Annotated in this window: 13 protein-coding genes; 4 read left to right on the top strand and 9 right to left on the bottom strand. The window is 39.8% G+C overall.

Annotated elements, in window-relative coordinates:
- The first annotated feature begins 63 nt into the window (after nucleotides 1-63).
- Nucleotides 64-957: an ABC transporter permease gene (locus ACFG4S_RS24590; protein WP_392536071.1), complete on the top strand. Its 894-nt coding sequence runs from the start codon at nucleotides 64-66 to the stop codon at nucleotides 955-957.
- A 100-nt stretch (nucleotides 958-1,057) separates the two neighbouring features.
- Here ACFG4S_RS24590 and ACFG4S_RS24595 read toward each other — a convergent pair whose 3' ends face one another.
- The 7 genes from ACFG4S_RS24595 to ACFG4S_RS24625 all read right to left on the bottom strand — a co-directional run bounded on the left by ACFG4S_RS24595 (nucleotide 1,058) and on the right by ACFG4S_RS24625 (nucleotide 12,948).
- Complete coding sequence (locus tag ACFG4S_RS24595; protein ID WP_392531560.1) at nucleotides 1,058-4,651, bottom strand: response regulator; 3,594 nt, start codon at nucleotides 4,649-4,651, stop codon at nucleotides 1,058-1,060.
- Between the two features lie 140 nt (nucleotides 4,652-4,791).
- On the bottom strand, nucleotides 4,792-8,100 hold the full coding sequence (locus ACFG4S_RS24600; RefSeq protein ID WP_392531561.1) for a GAF domain-containing protein: 3,309 nt from the start codon (nucleotides 8,098-8,100) through the stop codon (nucleotides 4,792-4,794).
- An 85-nt stretch (nucleotides 8,101-8,185) separates the two neighbouring features.
- Nucleotides 8,186-8,683: a chemotaxis protein CheW gene (locus ACFG4S_RS24605; protein ID WP_392531562.1), complete on the bottom strand. Its 498-nt coding sequence runs from the start codon at nucleotides 8,681-8,683 to the stop codon at nucleotides 8,186-8,188.
- A gap of 78 nt (nucleotides 8,684-8,761) precedes the next feature.
- On the bottom strand, nucleotides 8,762-9,127 hold the full coding sequence (locus tag ACFG4S_RS24610) for a response regulator transcription factor (protein ID WP_392531563.1): 366 nt from the start codon (nucleotides 9,125-9,127) through the stop codon (nucleotides 8,762-8,764).
- 573 nt (nucleotides 9,128-9,700) lie between these two features.
- Nucleotides 9,701-10,921: a response regulator gene (locus ACFG4S_RS24615; protein WP_392531564.1), complete on the bottom strand. Its 1,221-nt coding sequence runs from the start codon at nucleotides 10,919-10,921 to the stop codon at nucleotides 9,701-9,703.
- A gap of 536 nt (nucleotides 10,922-11,457) precedes the next feature.
- Nucleotides 11,458-12,384: an N-acetylmuramic acid 6-phosphate etherase gene (murQ, locus tag ACFG4S_RS24620; RefSeq protein WP_392531565.1), complete on the bottom strand. Its 927-nt coding sequence runs from the start codon at nucleotides 12,382-12,384 to the stop codon at nucleotides 11,458-11,460.
- Between the two features lie 135 nt (nucleotides 12,385-12,519).
- The gene (locus tag ACFG4S_RS24625; protein ID WP_392531566.1) at nucleotides 12,520-12,948 is read right to left on the bottom strand and encodes a DUF3110 domain-containing protein; all 429 of its coding nucleotides are present in this window, start codon (nucleotides 12,946-12,948) and stop codon (nucleotides 12,520-12,522) included.
- 290 nt (nucleotides 12,949-13,238) lie between these two features.
- Between ACFG4S_RS24625 and ACFG4S_RS24630 the strand changes: the two genes are divergently transcribed.
- The gene (locus ACFG4S_RS24630; protein ID WP_392531567.1) at nucleotides 13,239-19,271 is read left to right on the top strand and encodes a translocation/assembly module TamB domain-containing protein; all 6,033 of its coding nucleotides are present in this window, start codon (nucleotides 13,239-13,241) and stop codon (nucleotides 19,269-19,271) included.
- Here ACFG4S_RS24630 and ACFG4S_RS24635 read toward each other — a convergent pair.
- Together ACFG4S_RS24635 and ACFG4S_RS24640 are read right to left on the bottom strand one after the other, a co-directional pair.
- The gene (locus ACFG4S_RS24635; protein ID WP_392531568.1) at nucleotides 19,268-19,381 is read right to left on the bottom strand and encodes a DUF2887 domain-containing protein; all 114 of its coding nucleotides are present in this window, start codon (nucleotides 19,379-19,381) and stop codon (nucleotides 19,268-19,270) included. The two genes, ACFG4S_RS24630 and ACFG4S_RS24635, sit on opposite strands and share 4 nt — an antisense overlap.
- A gap of 224 nt (nucleotides 19,382-19,605) precedes the next feature.
- Complete coding sequence (locus ACFG4S_RS24640) at nucleotides 19,606-20,535, bottom strand: carbohydrate ABC transporter permease (RefSeq protein WP_392531569.1); 930 nt, start codon at nucleotides 20,533-20,535, stop codon at nucleotides 19,606-19,608.
- Nucleotides 20,536-20,737: 202 nt separating this feature from the next.
- Between ACFG4S_RS24640 and ACFG4S_RS24645 the strand changes: the two genes are divergently transcribed.
- Nucleotides 20,738-21,400: a GIY-YIG nuclease family protein gene (locus ACFG4S_RS24645; RefSeq protein WP_392531570.1), complete on the top strand. Its 663-nt coding sequence runs from the start codon at nucleotides 20,738-20,740 to the stop codon at nucleotides 21,398-21,400.
- 266 nt (nucleotides 21,401-21,666) lie between these two features.
- Nucleotides 21,667-22,335 carry a DUF1003 domain-containing protein gene (locus ACFG4S_RS24650; protein WP_392531571.1) on the top strand — a complete coding sequence of 223 codons (669 nt, stop codon included), beginning with the start codon at nucleotides 21,667-21,669 and terminating at the stop codon, nucleotides 22,333-22,335.
- Nucleotides 22,336-22,398 lie beyond the last annotated feature (63 nt).

Raw genomic sequence — 22,398 nt, forward strand, 5'->3', positions numbered from 1 at the left:
TTGGACTTTAGACTATTATTTAAATCTAAAATGTAAAATTTCCCAAATTAGGAGTTAAAAGTGATAAATATTGAAAACAATGATGTTTCTGAAATAGAAAAAGTACATCGTCCTCGACCTAACTGGCTTCAGCCTTTAGTATTACTTGCACCCTCAGGAATTTGGTTATTACTTTTATTAGTGTTGCCAAGTTTAATAATTTTTGAGTTAAGTTTTGTTGCAGATATTCGACCAGGAGATTTGGTTAATCCCAATGGATTGAAAAACTATATCCGAATATTTGATCCGCTTTATATGCAAGTAATTGTGCGATCGCTATTGTTAGCATTTGGCACTACAATCATTTGTTTAATTTTGGGTTTTCCTGTGGCCTATTGGATTGCTCAGATAGCACCAAAACCTTGGCGAAATTTGTTGGTATTAGGCTTTGTTTTGCCTTTATGGACTTCTTCATTACTTCGTTCTTATGCTTGGATTACAATTCTTCGTCCCACTGGTTTATTGAATAGTTTGCTAAGCAATTTTGGCTTACCTACTTTGGAATTACTGAATAGAAGTCCGGCTGTATTGATTGGCATGAGTTACAGCTTATTACCCTATATGGTTTTAATTTTGTATGCCTCCCTCGAAAAGCTAGATAAGCGTTTGTTAGAAGCAGCAGCAGATTTAGGTGCAAATCCGGTGGAAGGTTTTTTGCAAGTAACTGTACCCCAAATTCTTCCGGGAATTGCTGCTGGTTCTATGCTTGTATTTATCACAGGTTTGGGGGATTTTATCGACCCAGAATTGCTGGGTGGTGCTTCTAGTATGACGGCAGCACGATTAATTTACAACCAATTTCTTGGAGCTACTCAAAATTGGGGATTTGGTTCAGCTTTGAGTATGACATTAATTTTAGTTGTAAGTATTGCGATCGCCTTTTTAATTAAGTATGGTGAAGCTACACCCAAACGCTAACAATAGCGATCGCTCATCTATTAATAAGAGCATCTAACGACAGTGAGACAACGGTTATCTTCTCACCCAATCTCAAATAGCATAAATTCTGCATTTTTCCTCAATGATTCGCTGCCATAACTAAATGATTTAAATCATCCGCATTACTATTAATTAAACCCTGAATTATTGAGAGAAACTCATGCTCTAAATAAGGCTTCGTCAAATATGCCTTTGCGCCTAATTCTTTGGCAAGCTGTCGATGTTTTTCAGCACTGCGAGAAGTGAGAATTACTACAGGTATTTTGGCTAAATTTGGATGTTGACGAAAATTACTCAATAACTCAAAACCATTCATTCTTGGCATTTCTAAATCGGAAATCACAATTTCAATTTCTGGATGTAGCTGCAATTTTTCTAGAGCTTCTACACCATTTTGTGCTTGTATTACTTGATAGCCAGATTTGTGCAGAGTCAGAGAAAGAGTTTGGCGGAGACTAATTGCATCATCTACTACTAAAACAACTTTTAGTGATTTAATGTTTGGCTCTTGATAATAGGTGGGTTTGCTTTCTATAGTAGTTGTGGAATTAGATACAGTTAGTACTGGTGTCGATGAAAAAGTTTCTGCGGATATCGCTAAAGCTGTTTGATCTGAGGAACAAACTGTTGGTAGCGGGATGATATCAAGTGTTGTTTGTCGGATATCGCTAGACTCTACTAGCAATGAAGCATCAATCACTAAGATAAGGTTACCGTTAGGTAAACTACTACAACCATAGATATATTTTGGTGGAGCGATCGCATTTCCTAAAGGTCTGATTACCAGTTCTTGTTCACCAAGTATTTGTTCAACTTCTAAAGCAAACTTACCTTGCTTCCGCCGTAGCAAAAGTACTGGATTTTTTGTTATGCTTGCCTCGGGAGTTTTTGAAGTGGTGTATGAGGTAGAACTATTAAAGAATGAGCCATTATAATCAATCAACTCTGAAAGTTGACGAAGGCTGACCATCGTTTCATCTTTGTCTGTATTCCAATGCAAAACTTTTTTTCCTTCAATTTCTTTGATCTCCTCTTGAGAGGGAATCAATATTTTTTCGATACTGTCCAAAAGCAAGGCATAAACAACACCTTTGGCTTGAACTAGCATGAGTTTTTGTGTAGTCATAGAAAAAGGAATTTTGAGTATGAATATTGTTCCTTGGTTCGGTAAAAAATCAACTGAAACTGAGCCATTGAGTGCTTGCATTTGAGTACGCACAATATCTAAACCCATACCACGCCCAGATATTTCGCTCACTTTATTAGCAGTAGAAAATCCTGGCAAAAATATCAGATCTAAAAGTTCGGATTTACCCAGACTAGAAGCATAATTTCTAGCTTTTTCTTCACTTTGTATGTGATAAAGTTCAACCGCTTTCCGACGAATACTTTCTAAATTTAATCCCTGTCCATCATCCCGAATTTCTATAACAGTGTGATTACCCTGATGATAGGCGCAGATTTCGATTAAACCTTGTTCTGGTTTGCCAAATTCCCGGCGAATGTGTGGAGGTTCAATCCCGTGATCAAAAGCATTACGTACTAAGTGTAACAAGGGATCGTAAAGTTTTTCAGCGATCGCTTTATCTACTAGCACTTCGCTACCTGTAAGTTTCAATTCCACAAGTTTGCTATAAACATGGGCTAACTTATCTACCATGTGCGGAAAGCGATTCAGGATATTGCCCAAAGGCAACATTCGTGCTTCTACTAAATTATTGATAATATTAAGAGTTAGATTTTCTTTTTTGTCATTAGTTTGAGTAGCTTGTGCCAAAAGCAAATCAAGAGACTCTGTAGTTTCTTGTAGTTGCAGAGTTTCTTCTATTGATTCATGCAATGTCAAGTGGAATTCGGTATATACATCCATTTCTAAAGAGTCAAATTTAACTGCAAAATTTTGCGTTTGTTGAGAACTAAAATTTTGCATTTGTAATGGCAAATCACGTAATTGATTTAAACTTGTTTGATGTCTGGTTAGTTGCTGTACTAATTGCTCAATTATTTCTTTGATTTGTTCATCCTGCAAAGTCCGCCGCTTTTGGTAAATTAATGATTCTCCTGCTAGATAATTCAGGTGTTGCAGTCTCTCCGTATCTACTCGAATAAATGAAAGTTGGCGAGAATTTTGAGCTTGAAAATGCTCTGATTTCTCTTGAATTTGTTTCCCACCCTCAGAAATATCTACAACTAACTGCTCGTTAAGAGTTAATGAATTAAGCTTTTCTGAATAATCAACAGTCTGATTCGTCACAACTTCAGCAGCAATATTTGGGATTACTTCTTCACCCCAGATTGTTTCTAATAGGTTATTACTTGTTTCAGAAGATGCAGATTCAGATATCTTTTTCACAACTAGTAGTTTTTGTAATTTTGGGCTATCAAGCCAATTTTTTTCTTTGCCATTCACTGGCGGATAATTTTGATAATCCTTTGCTAATCTATGAATCTTATTCTGTAAAATTTTAATTACCCAAAGATAACTCTCAGCTTGATTAACAGAATATTGAAATTTGGTAACAGCGAATAAAATAATCAGAATAATCCCGTGTCGATAAATGCAAAGACTTTCGCTATCTCCTTTATCTTTAACAAAATCTAGAAACTTTTTTAGCCATTTTTCAATATAATTAAGTAGATTTTCTCTTTCTAATTTAGGAACTAGTAAGGTTAAGCTGAGTTCTGATTCTGGTATTTCCATGTGGTGATTAAACCAGCCGAAAATATAGCGAATTATTTTTAAATAAAACTTGGCTGTTGCTGGATTAACCGATTCGTTTTTCGTATTTTCCGATGTGGTCAAAAACTGGTAGAATTCTTCTTCATTTACGATCCAACTTTCGGTGAATGAATTATTGTCTAATTCTTCAGCTAAGTCATTATTTCCCACTGTAGCGAGTTTTTGCAAATCTGGAGAAGGTTCTCCCCCAGACGTGCGATCGCCTGCTAACACTAATTGTTGTGATTGTTGTAAATCTGCAAGGGCAATTTCTGCAATCTGCTGCGCTTGGGTTGAGTTTGCTTGCAATGCTAACACAATTGTTTTGGCGATTTCTCCCAATCCAGGTAAATTTAGAGATTCTGCTAAACCGATAAATACCTCAGCTTGAGATTGTAAAAAATAAATAAACTCATCATTATTGGGTGGATTATTTACAGCTTCAGCAATACTGTTTATACGTTGCTGTACTCCTACTTCAAAAACAGACTGGACAATATCAAAACCTAATTCCTCTGAAGTGGGAATATGAGCCTCAGCGCCAAATGCATCACCTAATTTTTCTTGCAATTCTGTAAAGACTGAAGTCGCCCGCTGAAGTAGTTCTTCATCATTAACAGTACTTCCTACTAATTCGGTATTTAATGCTATGCTAAGGCACTCATACCCTTGTAGTAAAAGTGTTTGTAATTCGGCATCAATTACCACACTTGGATTATATAGAGCATTAAATACATCTTCTAAAAAATGGGCTATCATCTTAATTACTTCTAGCCCAACATTAGCAGCACCACCTTTAAGTGTATGAGTAGCCCGCATTAAGTTATGAATTTTGGCAGTACTATATCCTTCTGATAAGCTAAATATTTCTTGTTCAATAATTTGCACTAATTCTGGAGCTTCTGCCAAAAAATATATGTATCCTTGCTCACGAATCGAATTGTCAGTAATCATAATGAGGAAGTGGGGAGTGGGGAGTCGGGAGTTAAGAATTGGGAGTTAGGAGTTGGGAGTTGGGAGTCGGGAATGGCTAAGATGCAAATTCCCTATTCCCTATTTGTTCTATTCCCCACTCTCCACTCCCTATTCCCTAATTAATTCACTTTAAACTTACTAGAAGTTGTTAGCAGATCTTGTGCCATTGTTGATAGGTCTTGGAACACAGCAGCAATTTCCTGAGATTCTGCAAAAGTTTTATTAGCAATCTCTGCAACATCTTGCATTGATGCGGTGACTGTTACAGATTGTGTCATTTGTTTTTGAGTGGCTGCGGTAATTCGCTCAATTAGCTGACTAATTTCGGCAGTTGCAGAAACGATCGCGTTTAAGTTTTGGCGAGTATCACTAACTAAATTCGTGCCTTCCACCACCTGCTGAATGCCAGTTTCCATTGCGACTGCAACTTCCCCGGTTTCTGCTTGAATCTCCTGGACTAATTTTTCAATTTCAATGGTTGCTGCTGCTGACTGGCGAGATAAAGAACGGACTTCATCAGCTACCACTGCAAAGCCTTTGCCATATTCACCGGCACGGGTGGCTTCAATGGCTGCATTCAAAGCGAGTACGTTTGTCTGTGTGGCAAAATTACCAATCAAATTCACCACTTTGGAGATTTTCTGCGATGATTCGCTGAGGCGTTTAATCTTTTTGCTGGTTTGGGCGACGGTTTCACGAATTCCTTGGATTGCTTTTACAGTCAAGTTCATGGCGGTATCGCCAGATTCTACAGTTTTATTGGCTTGCTGCACTGCTACTTGAACTAACTGGGCGTTCGCCACCACAGCTTGAGTAGAGTCCACCATTTGTTGAATTTCGCCTAAAGCTGCGGTAATTTCTTCAGACTGATGTTGCGCTAAATTGGTCAGTCCTGCTAGTGAAGCGTCACTATTGCTGGAAGTTTGGGCAACTTGTTGGGCTGCTGACTGTACCTGAATAACGATTTGCCGGAGTGCTTGCAAGGTATTATTGTAAGCGTCCGCGATGGTGCCTAGCTCGTCTTCTGTAATGGGTGCGCGTACTGTCAAATTGCCGTTGAGGGCAGGTCTCAGGGCTGTTAGAAGTTGAATCGATCGCTGTTGGAGTAATTCCTTTGCAGCCTTTTCCCGTTCTGCTGCTTCTGCTAATTTTGTTGACTGCGCTTGTAGTTGTTGCAGATATTCAGTCTGTTGTAATGCTAGTCCTAACTGGCTACCAATACGTGCCAACAAACTGACTTGTGACTCTTCCCAGTCACGAGTTCCCGAATTTTGATAAGCCGCCAGTAAGCCCCATAATTGTTCTCCAGCAAATACAGGAACAATGATATAAGCTTTGACTTCAAACTGTTCTAACATCTCAATGTGGCAGGGAAAATGACCCGCCTTGTAGATATCATTTACAACAAAGTTTTCCCCTTGGGCATATCGACCTCCTTGAGTTTCTTGTAAATGAGTATCTTCCCAAACAGTTTTGATATCAGGACCTACCAATTTTACCCAAGTATGACCGACTGATTCAGAGACAAATTCGCCACTCCAATCTGGATGGAAGCGATAAACAGCGACGCGATCGCATCTCAGTAATTGTCGTACTTCTTGAGTAGTTGTTTTAAAGATTTCTTCGACATCTAAGGATTGTCGAATGCGGTTAACTATTTTGGTAACTGATTTTTCTCGTTCGGCAAATTCAACCAATTGTTGAGATTTTACCCGCACTTGTTCCAGATATTCTGCTTGTGATATTGCTACACCAAATTGCAAACCAATCTGAATTAAAAAGGTTACTTCCCAAGGTTGCCAATCACGAGGTCCAGAGTTTTGATAAGCTGCTAACAATCCCCACAACTTTTCTCCACAAAATACAGGAACAATCACATAGCCTCTAACCTCAAACTGCTCTAACATCTCAACATGGCAAGGAGAATGACCTACTTGATAGATGTCATTAGCAACAAAGCTTTCACCTCTGGTATATCGGCCACCCTGATGTTCTTGCATGTAGGTATCTGCCCAGATAGTTCTAATATCAGGCCCTACTAATTTTGTCCAAGTGTTACCTACTGACTCAGCGACAAATTCACCACTCCAGTCAGGATTGAAGCGAAAAACTACAACGCGATCGCATCGCAGTAATTGCCGTACTTCTTGAGTAGTTGTTTTAAAAACGCTTTCTATATCTAATGATTGTCGAATGCGATTGACTATCTTAGTTACAGTTTTATCTTGTTCAATTATCTGAGCCAGTTGTTCAGATTTCATCTGCACTTGTTCGAGATATTCTCCTTGTGAGATAGCGACACCAAACTGCAAGCCAATCTGCGTTAAAAAGCTTTCTTCCCAAGGTTGCCAATCACGAGGTCCAGAGTTCTGATAAGCTCCCAGTAAGCCCCATAATTTTTCTCCAGAAAATATTGGTGCAATGATGTAAGCCTTCATTTCAAACTGCTCTAAGATATCAATGTGACATTGAGCATGACCTGTTTGATAAATGTCCTGGACTACAAAACTTTCACCCTTGGCATAACGTCCTCCTTGGGTCTCTTGTAAGTGGGTATCTTCCCAGACCATTTTAAAATCAGGACCTACCATTCTAATCCAGCCATTGCCTACTGATTCATAAACAAACTCGCCACTCCAGTCAGGTTTAAAGCGATAAACACCGACGCGATCGCATTTTAATAATTGCCGGATTTCTTGAGTGATTGTTTGGAAAAGCTTATCAACATTTGAGATCCGCAAAATCTTATCAATGACTTTGGCAACTGATTTTTTTGCTAGTGCCTGTTGGTGCAGTTCTTTTTGAAATTCAAAGCTCTGCAATTTGTAGGTCAATTCTGTTGTAATTTGAGACAGTAAGCTAATTTCTACCTCTTGCCATTGCCGTGGATAAGAGCAATTATTTACTGCTAATAAGCCCCAGACTTTACCTTTGACTAAAATTGGTAAACTCAAACTAGCTTTGACCTGAAATTTATCTAGCAGCTGCTTTTGATGGGGGCTAAGTTGTATCTGATTAATATCGTCAATAGCTACAGATTCTAAATAGTCTTGATTGGTATATAAGCCAAAAAGAATCCCTGGAATATTTTCACCTAAAGTTGGTGTCCAACCTAGTGTTCTTGATTCTGCTAAAACATGACCTGACTCTAAGGAAGTAAACTGATAAATTAAAGCGCGATCGCAACCAATTTTTTCTCTAATTTGTGTTACAGTAATTTTGAGTAGAGTATCAATATCTGGGGACTGACGCATATAATTTGTGATATCTTGCAACTGCCGCCGCCAAATCTTAAATTCTTGGGAAATTGCAGTTAATAAAGATATTTCATCACTAGCAAGGCTTGCTAGATTAGGACTACCATTCTGATTTTTTACCTCAGAAATTAGATGCTCACTCTCATGGTTATTTTGATACAAAAATGTCATTTGAAAAACCTCAAATTTTGCTAATCAGTAATAATTCAATACTTGTAACTTAAAATCAATTTGGTATTTAAATATTACCAAATATTCAATTATGAAGTTCCCACATTTTGGATTGGATGATTGTCATTGCATCCAAATTAAACATCATCTCTTTTGCATCATTAATAAAGTATCCCTGCAAAAAAGGTGACATTTTAGGATAAAATAATTCGCTAGCTGGAGGTTTTATTTGCTTAGTATCTAACCATTCGATATCCATAAGTTGTCGTACCAATAGACCCAAATACTTACTCTCTTTTTGCAAAACAATCGCCATCATTTTTGAGAGTAAATTTGATCCTTGTGAAATTGGAGGATAACCTAACATTGCTTCTAAATCTACTAACCAAAGCATCTCACCACGCCAGTTATAGATACCTAAGACGCAACTTGGCATCTGAGGAATTCCGCATATTTCTGGTAATGATACTTGCAACACTTCTGTGATGTGTTCTAATGAAATGACAGCTGTATCTCTGACTCCCAAATGAAAGCTTAAAAATTTTTGCTTGTTTTCCAAAGTTAGTGTTCCTTTATAATTCATAATGTGTTAGCCAATCTTGGCAATAATTATTTCATCTTCAATAGGCTTAGCATTGACAATAGTGACTTTTATTGAGAATTAGTTATTCATTAATCGCTTCAGAATTAATACTAATTCTTCTCGATCAATTGGCTTTGACAAATAGCCTTCAGCGCCTAACATATTACCCCAGATTTTATCTACATCGCTATTTTTTGTAGAACAAAAAACTACAGGAATTTTGCTAGTATTTGGGTTATTTTTCAGTTCTCGACAAATTTCAAAGCCACTTTTACCTGGTAAAATTACGTCGAGAAATATTAGGTCTGGTTTATTTCGATCTATTTTCTCTTGAGCCTCTTCGCTACTTGTGGCGCTAATCACAGAATAACCTGCCTGTTGCAAGTAACGGCTGATTATTTCCATGTCAGTTAAGCCATCTTCAACAACTAAAACAGTATTCATGGTCATCACCTTTTAAATCTTTCTAACAATCTAAAAAACTAGAACTATAAAGCAAAATTAGATATACAAACCCTCAAAAATTCGTGAATAAAGATATGGAAGAGACTAGATAGAGACTGACACCCTAACCCCTTTGCCATAACTAATATTTCACAACTCAAATAGGATTGCTATAAATACAATAACTTGTATTTATATAATTTTGGTTCAAGCTTTATATATCAACCTCAGAAAAAGTACGTAAGAAACGTAATTTAACAGTATTTTTTAAATCCTAAATATTTTTATAAATTAACAATTTATAAGTGAGAATTCCCATGAATTATATATGGAGCTAGTTGATGAATAAAGGAGTCTATTGGCCAAAAAAATTAGGTGTACTTTCAAGCGCACCTAATTTTATAATCTAATTTTTGGATTCTGACTTTTTCCCGATCACAGCAATAAGTTAATTTTTAACGACGTACAAAATTCTCTAGTTTGTAATGATTTCGGTTATGGCTATTAGCTCTTAACACTTTAATCTTGATAAATCAAATTTTTAGTTTAATCAGATTAGCTGATGATTGACGATCAAGAAAAATTACTAATTTGCTGATTAAAAACCTCTACATTCGATTTATTTTTATCTATAGATATATTCGATGTAGGTAAATACTTTTTGACTATACTCATTACCTTATCAGCTACTACAGGTTTTGTGAGAAAATCTGTAGAACCAACTACCTTGGCACGAACTCTATCTAAAAGACCATCACTGCCTGTTAATATAATTATTGGGGTGTTGGAGAAAGCAGATATTCGTCGTAATTGAGTACAAATTTCGTAACCACTGGCGACTGGCATAATCAAATCCAAGAAAATCAGGTCTGGTTTATCCTGAATGAGGGTTGGTAGAGCTTGTACAGCATCTTGAATCTTGACAAATCTCAATCCATTGGAAGTGATAATATGCTCTAGCATTTTACATACCTGAGGGCTATCATCAACGCAAGCTACTAATGGAGCAGTCCGCTTCTTTGCTTGTGTGGCGGTAGAGTTATTGTTAACTTCAGCAACTCCTAATGGCAAATCAGGCACTTCCACCAATTCAATGATTCCCTTAAGGATATATGGAAGTAACGAGCGAGTTAGTGGTAGTACACTCTGCTTCATTCTCATGGCTAAATCTCGCAGAGTGAATTTGCCATTGATTAAATTGACAAAGTTTTTGTATACAGGTGGACTTACCATCTGCTGAAGTTGTTCTGGTCGCCGCAGAATAGGTGCCAAGTCAGGAGAAAAATTTGCTAAACCAGCTTCTGACCAACTTTTCCACGAGTCTTGCATATGCTTTACAGACATTTCTGCACTCGTGAAACTCATTGGTGTTTCTAAAATAACTTCTTGATTGCGATTGCAAGTAATAGAAGCAAAATTTGCTTGCAAAGCTAGGTCAAATAATATTTCTGTTATGGTGTTTTCAGCAATAGATTGAATTTGTTCTCTCTGGATTTTCTGTTTTTTATGTAAGATTTCTATCAGGCGATAATCCCAATAATCCATTGAGACATCTTGCAAGCGTAACTGCAACTTATCAACATCAATTTGGGGACAATTTTGAGTCATGTTTCTACGCCAGCGTCGGAAAGGATGAGTTCCCCCTGTTGCCCAAACTATGCGTCCAAGGCGATAATAAAAAGTCCATTGACTGCCCTTTGAACTTTTAATATTTAATTTGCCATTGTATTGCAGCTGAGTACAAATTTTAAATTCATTTACTAAGTTATTGGAAAGAACTTCCTGATGGGGCATATTTTGTTCCTTTTATTAAAAAGCCAACCTTTGAAAAACCTATGCTAGCTATATATAATGCTAAAAAGATATGTGAATAAGTGCAAATACATTTGGTATATAGCAAAGCAATCTAAATCAAGATTCTTAAAAAGAAGATAGTAAAATGGCAGAAATATTGCTACTAATTCAGTCACATAACAAACAGGTTATTATTCACAGACTTTACTTTTATAAGTATTTCATGACTCAAGTAGGTTGCTATAGTCCACATGATTTTGATAAATTCAGTATTGGTGTCTTATTTTAAGATTTTTCATACTGAATCATATCCGTATAAGTTCTGAATTTTTGTTTAAAAAAGATTTGCAGTCTCTAGAGAATTTTGCTTTAGTTATTCAGATTACCAATAAATGTTAAAAAGTATTTATTGAAGTTTATTATTCTTAATTTATGTCAGTTAATGTCATTCTAGGGAATTAAAAAAAGGCGTACTACTAAGACAAGCAGCAGCCATATTCTAGAATAGAGTATTTTATTTATTTAGAAAAATCTCTTCAAGGTTGCTTCTGGTTTTTGTAGCTGATAACAGCTTCCCTGAGATTACTTTGGTGTTCTGAAAGAAGTCGATCGCCCTCATCTTTTTCTAAACCAGTCCAGTGCATTAATAACGCTAGTTTAACCCACTTGCCACTACGTTCTAATAAAAAGCCAGCAGCTTCTCGACTTAAACCTGTTAGGTCTTGCAAAATTCCCAAAGCGCGATCGCGTAACTTTTGATTTGTTACCGCCACATCCACCATACGATTGCCATAAACTTTACCTAGCTTCACCATCACCCCAGTAGAAAGGATATTTAAAGCTAATTTTGTGGCTGTACCAGCTTTCAGGCGAGTTGAGCCGGCGATTATTTCTGGCCCCGTTAAAAGCCGAATGTCAATATCAGCATCAAATCTAACTTGGTCAGCCGGCACACAGGCGATAAAAATAGTAGTGGCTCCTCGCTGACGAGCGGCATTGAGGGCGCCGTGGACATAGGGCGTTGTCCCACCAGCGGTAATGCCAACTACTACATCTAGCTGGGTAATATGTCGTCCGGCGATCGCGCTTTCACCATCTTCGATGCTATCTTCCAAATCTTCAGAACTGCGTACTAGCGCCCCAGCACCACCAGCAATAATCCCCTGTACCAACTCTGGAGGTGTACAAAAAGTGGGAGGACATTCAGCAGCATCTAATACCCCTAGTCTACCACTTGTACCCGCACCAATATAAAATAGGCGTCCTCCGTGGTTTAAACGCTGTGCGGTGCGTTCAATTGCTTCTGCCAATTGAATCTTTGCTGCCGCAACTGCTGCGACTGCCTTTTGGTCTTCATTATTAAACAGCTCCACCAATTCCAGAGAACTCAGCTGGTCTAAGTTAAGACTGTTAGGATTTACTAGCTCGGTTAAAAGATGCCCGCGTTCTTGTAGGTTTGTCATTTGTCATTTGTCATTGGTCATTGGTCGTTGGTCATTTGTCATTTGGAGTTAAATAACTCTTAACTCTTAACTGCTTACTCAGCAAGGGCTAAACGCCCCGCTATCGCTAACAGCACTATCTTGCCCCATGCCCAATTACAATAACCCTTCCAATTGGCGACGAATTTTTTCTAGTTCAGAATCAGATAATTCTGGTTCTTCTGGTGGCTGTTGGCTGGGACGGAAGGTTTCTTCAACAGTATCCTCCTTTTGAGCATCTGGTTGCCAGTCGGTTTGTTCAACGTTAAGTTCTGGGGGAGTTACAAGAGAGTTGCTGTTTTCTGGAATGATTTCCCAGTCATATCCAACACTTTCGCAAAATTCCTTAATTTCCTCAGCGTCGATCGCCTCTGGTGTAGGAGTGGGGAAATCTTGAGCTTCCAGTAGCAGAGCAAAGCGCGTCGCATCGTCTTCTGACTCGAACATCAGAATTTTATTGCGATCGCCCTCCCGAATCGTGTGAATCCCCTCATTTTCTGTTCGAGCGTTAAACATCAATACAAAAACACGCATTGGTGTAATCATCTGTCATTTTTTAGGTTTATTAATATTAAAGTTCTAGGTTGTGCCTCAAGGAAAGTCACAGAAACAATTTTCAGGATAACTGAAACTTAATTTTCCGATTTCACTCTATTCAGATTTTCCTGAAAGCGCCAACATGATTCAGCATAAGTATTGGATTGAGAAAATGCCGTAACTTAACCCATGAGGTCTGAACTAAGTTGACGTATCCTGGAAATGGCATACTGAATCCATGTGTCAGTTAATGCCTGTGATGTGCCACCTACATCCGGCAATTAATACAGTGAAAGGAAATGACTAAATCTCCCAATCAAGATCATCACTCCCCTACCCCTACCCGTAAGCGTCTGTGGATGCTGGTATTAAGTCGCGGTGGCATTGCCTTGGGAGGAATTTTGCTGATTGGAATTGTCGGTGGTATTTGGCGGTTGTGGATTTTTATCCAAAAAGATTTAACGCCCTTGGCGCAACAAAGTCTCACCACTACACTCAACCGTCCAGTCAAACTCGGAAAAGTCACACAATTTTCATTGACTGGAGTGCAATTTGGGGCTTCAGCTATCCCCGCCACAGCCACAGATCCAGATCGGGCAACAGTCGAAACTGTAGAAGTGACTTTTGACTTTTTACAACTAATTTTTAATCGTCACTTAAAGCTAGATGTCACTTTAGTCAACCCAGATATTTATATTGAACAGGATGACCAAGGGCGCTGGGTTTCCACGAATATAGCCCCGTCAGGTGAGGCCAGCGTCATTAAAACCGATTTGGACAAACTACGGTTTCGTAATGCCAAGCTGGCCTTGATGCCGCAGAAGAGGGATGGGGAGCAGAGGGGTAGAGGGGCAGAGGGGCAGAGGGGCAGCACTTCGGCTCCGCTCAGTACAAGTCCGCTCGGCACAAGTCAAGGCAAGCCGCTCAGTAACCGGAGGGGTGGAGATGAAACTTCTAACTCGGCACTTGCTAAACGTCCTGCTAGCGACAACAGCACTCAAAATTCTCCTGTGACACTTTCTCAACTGAATGGAACTGCCCAACTTTTAGCAAACAATCAGATCATTCGGTTTGAAGTGGCAGGTCAACCAGACAGTGGTGGTAGTATTTCTATTCAGGGAGAAACGCGTTCCAAAGTACTAGCAGGCGATCTACAGTTGCGAGTACAAGATTTTCTGGCTGCGGATATCACTCGTTTAATTAAGTTACCAGTTAACTTACAAGCTGGTCGAGCCAATGGTAACTTGTTGGTTCGCTTAACGCCAGGACAGCAGACTTTATTGTTTGGTAGTGCTGCTGTGCAAGGGGTAACAGTTGAAGTGCCGAAAGTGCCGCAACTGTTGAGCAATAGCCAAGGAAACCTCCGCTTCCAAGGAACGGAGTTGCAGTTAGATAATGTTACTAGCAACTACGGCAAAATTCCCTTAGTAGCTACGGGAATCATCGACACTCAAGCAGGGTTTAAGTTGGCAGCCCGTGTAAATGCCGTGAGTTTAGCTAATGCCCAAGAGACTCTTAAGGTAAAACTACCTGTACCGATCGCTGGACAAGTAAAAGCAGATTTGCAGATTACCGGATCGACTAAAGAACCAGTTCTCTCAGGCACAGTTGCCACGATCCAAACTGCCCGCATTGATAAAGTTGATTTTAATCGCATCAGTAGTAAATTTCAGCTTGTTACTAGTTCTTCTTTAATTACTCTCAAAGATATTCAAGGTAAAGCCAAAGTCGGTGGAGATATCACGGGCGCTGGGACAATTCAACTTGGTAAAACCCCACGAATAGATTTAAATTTTGCCGCTAAGAATGTTCCAGGAGATGCGATCGCTAAAGTTTACGAAACAACGCCTACTTTTCAAATCGGTAATGTCTCTGCGACAGCCCAACTATTTGGCGCTCCAACTAATGTCCAAACTGAGGTGCAGTTTCAAGCTCCGAACGGAACTTATCCCGGAACGGGCGAAGTGGCAATCGCTCCAAATCGTAATGTCTCTTTCCGCAATGTGGCTCTAAATGTTGGCGGTGGCACAGTACAAGCAACTGGTAGTTACGCCAATGAGCATTGGCAAGCTGTTGCTGTTGCCTCTGGGGTGCAGGTGCAACGTTTTGTCAACACAAATCAACTGCAAAATGTCTCTTTAGCGGGGGCACAATTCAATGGCCGTCTCATTCTCTCAGGTAGGACAGCACCATTTGAAGTTGCGACGATTCGCAGTGAGGGCGCAGGAGTGAAAATTGGTGGTGGCACAGTTGCAGTTTCTAATATTCAGCTGCAAGACCAAACTTTTTCCGCTCAACTTGTAGCGAATAATGTACACCTGGGACAAATATTGAAACAATCTCCCCCAGTTTTAAATAATCCTTTGGCGGGTACTTTCCAAATCGCAGGTAACAGAGATAATTTCAGCCTGAAAACTCTCAATGGCAGTGGTGAAGGCAGCCTTGCTATTGGCGGTGGTACGGTTACAGCTAAAAATATTCAACTTGCCAATGGTTTATATGAAGCACAAATCCAGGCGAAAAATGTGCCCGTGCAGGAATTGGCAGCAGTACCAAAGCAGTTTCAAGGGGCGTTAACTGGTGAAATGAATGTGGCGGGTTCTGTTGATTCTTTTAAACCAGAAACTATTCAAGCCAGCGGTCAGGGACAGATAAATGTTGGGCGTGGGATAATTACAGCCTCTAATATTCAAGTAGGTAATGGTGTATACCAGGCGCAGGTTCAGGCGAAAAATGTACCTGTCCGGCAGTTGGCAGCAGTACCATCGCAATTTCAAGGGGCGTTAACTGGTCGGTTCAACCTTGCGGGTTCTGTTGAGTCTTTCAAGCCGCAAACGATCCAAGCCAACGGTCAGGGACAGATAAATGTTGGGCGTGGGATAATTACAGCTTCTAATATTCAAGTGGGTAATGGTGTATACCAGGCACAAGTTCAAGCCAATAATGTCCCGTTACAGCAGTTAGCAGCAGTACCACCGCAGCTTCGAGGAACGTTAACTGGTCAAGTAAACCTGACGGGTTCCGTGGAGTCCTTCCAACCACAAACGATCCAAGCTATTGGTCAAGGACAGTTAAATGTTGCAGGTGGAACGATCGCCGCTTCTAACATCCAAGTAGCTAAAGGTCGCTATCAAGCGATGGTTGATGCTTCCGGCGTGGAATTAAATCGCTTAAATCAGCAATTGCGGGGTCAATTTGGCGGAAAGTTACAATTAGCTGGCACACTGGGATCGTCTCAATTAGCTGATGTGCGCGCCGCTGGACAGGTGCAGTTATCTCAAGGTATCCCTGGTCTTGAGCGACCCTTAACAGCTGCGATCGCTTGGAGTGGTGAAAGGCTCACCATTGAGCAAGCAACTGCTCCAGGTTTACGTGTTACTGGTAACATATTAGCTAATGCCAATAAACCAGGTATACCGGAAATTACTGCCCTAAATCTCAACGTCCAAGCCGATAATTATAACTTAAAACAGTTACCGATCAATCTTCCTAATCAGGTGGCTGTGGCGGGGGCAGTCGATTTTAACGGTAAAATTACTGGCAAGCTGCCGTTACCCAATGTAGTCGGGCAAATTAATTTACGAGACTTCGTTGTTCAAGATATTGCTTTTGAGCCGTTGTTAACTGGAAACATCGATTCAGCACAGGGACGCGGGTTGAGTTTGAATTTAGCGGGGAATCGCGATCGCCTGGCCTTGAATTTAGATGCCAATAATCGGCCGAAATCCTTCTTAGTAAAATGGCAGGAAGCATCAGCATCAGGTAATGTTCAAGGAAATGATTGGGCGCTGAAAGTCGCAAATTTCCCCTTACAAATATTGAATTTGACCCCACCAGCAATTACTCGTCTGGGTACTGGGAAAATCGCTGGATTGTTAACTGGGGATTTATTGTTTAATCAGCAAACATTGGCAACAACGGGAAATTTAGCGATCGCTAACCCAGAAATTGGCCGAGTTAAAGGCGATCGGTTAGCGGCTGAATTCCGTTACGGCAATGATAAAGCCACACTCACCAATAGCGAATTTGTCAAAGGCGACAGTCGTTACGCCCTTGTCGGTACTTTTGCTCAAACGCCTAAAGGACCTCAACTACAAGGTAAACTGAATGTCAAGCAAGGTAAAATTCAAGATGTTTTAGCTGTAGCACAGGTATTTGATTTACAAGATTTGCAAGGCGGTTCAGCCCCAATCTACGGCACAGCATCGGATTTAAGCACCAACTCTCAAGGATCGCCAAATCAACCTTTATTAACTCAACTCCAGCGCTTTTCTGAAATTGATGCCTTGCTAGCAGAACAAGAACAACAGCGACTTGATTCCACTCCCATACCAGACTTAACAGACTTAAAAGGGACTTTCAACGGGGAAGTAGCTCTAGATACAGCTACAGCTAATGGATTGTCAGTGAATTTTAATTTGAATGGAGAAAACTTTGCCTGGGGTAAAAAGGAACAACGAAGTCGTTATTATACTGCCGAAAAATTGATTGCCGAAGGCAACTTTGAAAATGGTGTTTTAAGTTTGCGACCTTTACGAATCGAATCTGAGAATAGGCTGATTGCCTTCACAGGTAACATCGGCGGTAATGAACAATCTGGTCAGTTACGCGTGAATAATTTTCCAGTACAAGCATTAAATAATTTTGTCAAACTGCCAGTTGGCATCACAGGTAATCTTAACGCTACAGCAGCTTTAGCAGGTAGCATTGCTAATCCCCAAACGAGAGGGGAATTGGAAATTACAGAAGGAACACTAAATCAAAACCCAATAGAATCAGCAAGGGCAAGTTTCAGCTATGCCAATGGACGCTTAAACTTTGGTAGTACTGTGGCGGTTGCAGGTCCACAACCTGTTGATATTACTGGTAGTATACCTTACAAATTGCCTTTTGCTTCCGTAGCACCAGACAGCGAGCAAATCAGCTTGGATATGAAGTTGCAAAACGAGGGATTGGGGCTGTTAAACGCATTAACTAATCAAGTGGTGTTTGAGAAAGGTGAAGGTGAAGTAGACCTGAAGGTACGTGGAACACTACAAAAACCAGAGGTAAATGGAATTGCCACTGTCAATAATGCTACTTTTTCAGCCCAGGCTTTGCCAGGTAAACTCAGACGTGTTACGGGTAAAGTGCTGTTTAATTTTGACAGCATCTTAGTAGAAAATCTTCAGGGTAGATTTAGCCGTGGCAAGGTAGAAGTTGCTGGAGAAATTCCCATCTTTAACAACGAGAAGGCAACTATCAACAATCCCCTAACTGTTAATCTCGAACAGCTAGCGTTAAATCTCAAGGGACTGTATCAAGGAGGCGCTAGCGGTAATTTGCAAATTACAGGTTCTGCCCTTAACCCTTTGATTGGCGGAAAAGTAAGCTTGTTTGATGGCCAAGTATTACTGGCAGAATCTACCGACACAACTACATCTGCAAATGATACTGGTTTTAGTTTGTCATCTACCAAAGCCAATAAACAGAGTCAACCTGAAGTTGGGAATGGAATTGGTAATGCGATCGCTAGATTTAATAATCTAGATTTAGAACTAGGTAAAAACGTCCAAATTACCCGTCCACCCATTCTCAGTTTCCGTGCCAGTGGTAATCTTATAGTTAACGGCTCAATCAATCAGCCAATACCCGATGGCACTATCCAACTAGAACAAGGTGGAGTGAATTTATTTACTACCCAATTTAACTTGGTTCGTGGCTATAAACACACCGCAACTTTTAGCCCTTCTCAACCCCGCGATCCTAACTTGGATATTCGGCTATTTGCTAAGGTACTGGATGTAACTCAAAATAATGACTTCAGTCGGGTAAATTCCACAGGTTTATCAGCCTTAGAGAGTGTTCGAGTCGAAGCTACTATCAACGGTCTTGCCAGCAAACTAAATGAAAATCTAGAATTAACAAGCAGCCCGTCACGTAGTCAAACCGAAATTGTTTCTCTTTTAGGAGGTGGGTTTGTAGATACCCAAGGACGTGCTGATAGCACTTTGGGTCTGATTAACATCGCTGGCTCAGCTGTATTCAACAATTTTCAGTCAGCTTTTAACCAAATTGGTAGTACCTTTGGCTTAAGTGAACTAAGGATATTTCCTACGGTTATTTCTGAAAATCCGGAAGCAGGAAGAAGCAGTTCAACATTGGAATTAGCAGCGGAGGCTGGGGTTGATATTACTTCTAAGATATCCGTTTCTAGTATCAAGATATTAACAACAAATGACCCTTTCCAATGGGGTGTAAATTACCGAATCAACGATGAATTTCGGGTACGAGCTTCCACTAATCTAACTGACGACAGTCGTGCCGTAGTAGAGTATCAAACCCGATTTTAGAATGAGGTAAATTGGTAGTGTAACGGCAGGTCTTGGGATTGTTCCAAAAGTTCAAATAAGACACCTGGGAGATTTTGAAATAAGGTGTAGAATATAATGTCTGTTTTCATGCACTCTACATATTTGAATATCTTCAGAATATAGTGTTTCCTAAGCAACTGAGGTACAGCTTAACCTCACCCCTATAAAGCTGTGCTTTATCTCCCCTCTCCTTAATAAGGAGAGGGGCTGGGGGTGAGGTTTTAAGGTGTACTTCACGCTTACCGCGAAATGCTATATCATGGCTGATAGGAGATAATTTTTCTAAAGTTAATATATTTAAATCTAGTCAATATCAGATTGTGATATTATCTTCTCCCTGCTGATTAATAACTAATCGCAAAATTGATAACCCTAAAATTATCAAAAATAACACTAGTCCAATTGTACAAGCATAGCTAATTTCCAAATTATTGAAGGCTTGTTCATACAGATAATAAACAATTGTTTTCGAGCTATTGAGTGGACCGCCTTGGGTCATAATGTATACTTCTTCAAATACTTTGGTCGCAGAAATAGCTGAAATGACAGCTACCAAAGCTAGATAGGGCTTCATTAAAGGTATGGTAATATCCCAATGTTTCTTGATTCCATCAGAGCCATCAATTGCAGCAGCTTCGTACACATCAGCAGGAATTGATTGCAACCCTGCTAAATAAATTACCATGTAGTAGCCTAACCCCTTCCACACTGTGACAGCCATGACGCTAGCAAGAGAAATTGGTACAATGCCAAAAATTTTAGCTGGGCTAGTTAGCCAAGGGATACCTTCTGGAAAAATACCTAAAGCTTTAAATAACTGATTGAGTAATCCGTTTTCTGCATATAGCCATTTCCAAGCTATTCCTGCAACTACCATTGAAATAACTACTGGGGTGTAGTATGCAGCTCTAAACCAATTCATTCCCCGCAGTTTCTGATTTACCAAAATTGCTAATCCTAAGGGAGCAATTACCAAAATTGGTACTACACCAACAAGATATAAAAAAGTGTTTTCCAAAGTTTTCCAAAAAATTGCATCTTTCCAAAGCTTAAAAAAGTTAGCAAGACCTATCCATTGTGGCGGCTGACCAATATCTTCGTAGCTGGTAAAGCTGAGATAAAATGCTTGCAGTGCAGGCCAAAAAACAGTTAACCCTAAAAGAACTAAGGCGGGTAGTAAAAATAAATAAGGAGTTAGGCGCTGTTTGATAAATATCCAATTTTTAGGTATCAATTGATTCATAGAGGTTTAATAGTTGTTTTTGCTTTGTTAGAATTTTTCAGAACAATGATTTGGATATGTAACTAGATTTAAGCTTCAATATTTTAAGAGCAATATATTTGCTTGGGTAAACTTACACCTACAGAGAAGCAAGCTACGCCTGACATCTCGTAGAAAAGTTCGTCGTAGACATCACCAATTAATAACCCAGAGATCAACTGTAATGGAAACTCAGCACAACTTGCCAATTGAACATCAAAATGTCCCCACAAATCATCGTGGACTCCATGAATTTTTGTATAGTTCCGATGATGAACACGCCGCTATTGAGGTGAGTATAACTCCTGAATTACCAAACAATAGCGCTGAAATTATGCCCCTTGAGGCTTGGTGTGTAGCTGCTGAGAACGCGAAAATTGCAGGTGTTTACGCAGTATTAGACATAGAACGCTGCACGCAATACATTGGCTATTCTCGGAATGTGTTACTTTCTCTAAACGGTCATGTCAGTAAAAATGGTAAAGAAAAGTGTGCTTTTGTGAGGGTACAAGCATTTAAGTTCCCGAAGCGTCAAGAAATGGAAGATTTGCGAGATGCGTGGATAGCAGAACTCGAAAGCACACCACTTGGTAATGCTTCTGAAACCACAATGTGGGCTAGCACAGTTGGCGAAGCTACTAAGGCGGTAATGTCAGAGGTGGAGCGCCAAGCCTACGAAGAGAAAAAACTAAAACTGCGGAAAGCAATGGCTGACACAACCCTCGCTAAAGAGTTAGAAACAACAGATGTAAGTGAAGCTGAACGTCGGCGTCAACTCGAAGCATCTGTGAACAACGATGACTGGAGTATAATTATCGACGCGCAGACACAAGAAACTAAGTCTTAAGATGAGTGTTCAGTCTTGTTATGATTTTCCCATTTGAATAGCTCATCCTGTAAAAGGATGGGCTATTCAAGCCTTTAGATGATTTTTCCGCTGGGTTAGGAAAGATGTTATTCAACTTTAGGAATCTGTCTTAGGATAGTTTTTTCTCTATCATCACTTTTTTTTATCGATTTAAAAATAAACAATATTTGCTCCTATCGTTTAACCAGCGTACATTAAAAGTCATCAGGATAAACACAGACTGAAATGACGCCAAGAGGTGCAACATGAATACATTAAAAAGGGTATCGTCCAACACAGTTGATGCAAAAGTAGCTCAAAAGCCTCAAATTGTAGAAATACAGTCAGTAGGTGAGAACACTTCCACTGAAGAACTGACTCGCGGACAACGCCTTGCCGATAAATTCGCAGCGCAAGTGGGTTCTTGGGGATTTCTCATTGGGCAAAGTGCTGTTTTGGCGGGATGGGTTGGTATCAATGCTATACCTGGTCTTCCTCACTGGGACGAGACACCATTTATGATGCTCAACTTAGTATTTTCATTTGCCTCAGCCTATACAGCACCCATCGTCTTAATGAGTCAAAATCGCCAGTCGGATACCGATCGCAAAAACGCTGAAATTGACCACAAAGTGAATTTGAAAGCAGGACAAAATATTGAATTGCTCCATGAAAAATTAGATGAAATACATACTCAACAACTGAACGAACTAACTAAAATCATCAAAGAGCAACAGCAAGTTCTCAGTGAACTGAGAATCACTTTAGTACCTACTTCCAAAGAAACTAAAGAAGTGAAATTCAGTGTATTACCAGGACTCCACGCTCAAACAAATGTTAAATTCCCTAAGGAAACTTCCACTAATAAACCCTTCGCCAGCGAGCAACAACTTGGGGAAAATAACAAAGTTATTGAGAAACTGATTCGTCAATAAGAGTGAATCACAAATGCTTTTTTCATCGTGGCGATCGCCAGAAGATTTAAATGTTACTTTAGT

This window comes from Nostoc sp. C117, from assembly GCF_043099735.1.
Lineage (GTDB): Bacteria > Cyanobacteriota > Cyanobacteriia > Cyanobacteriales > Nostocaceae > Nostoc.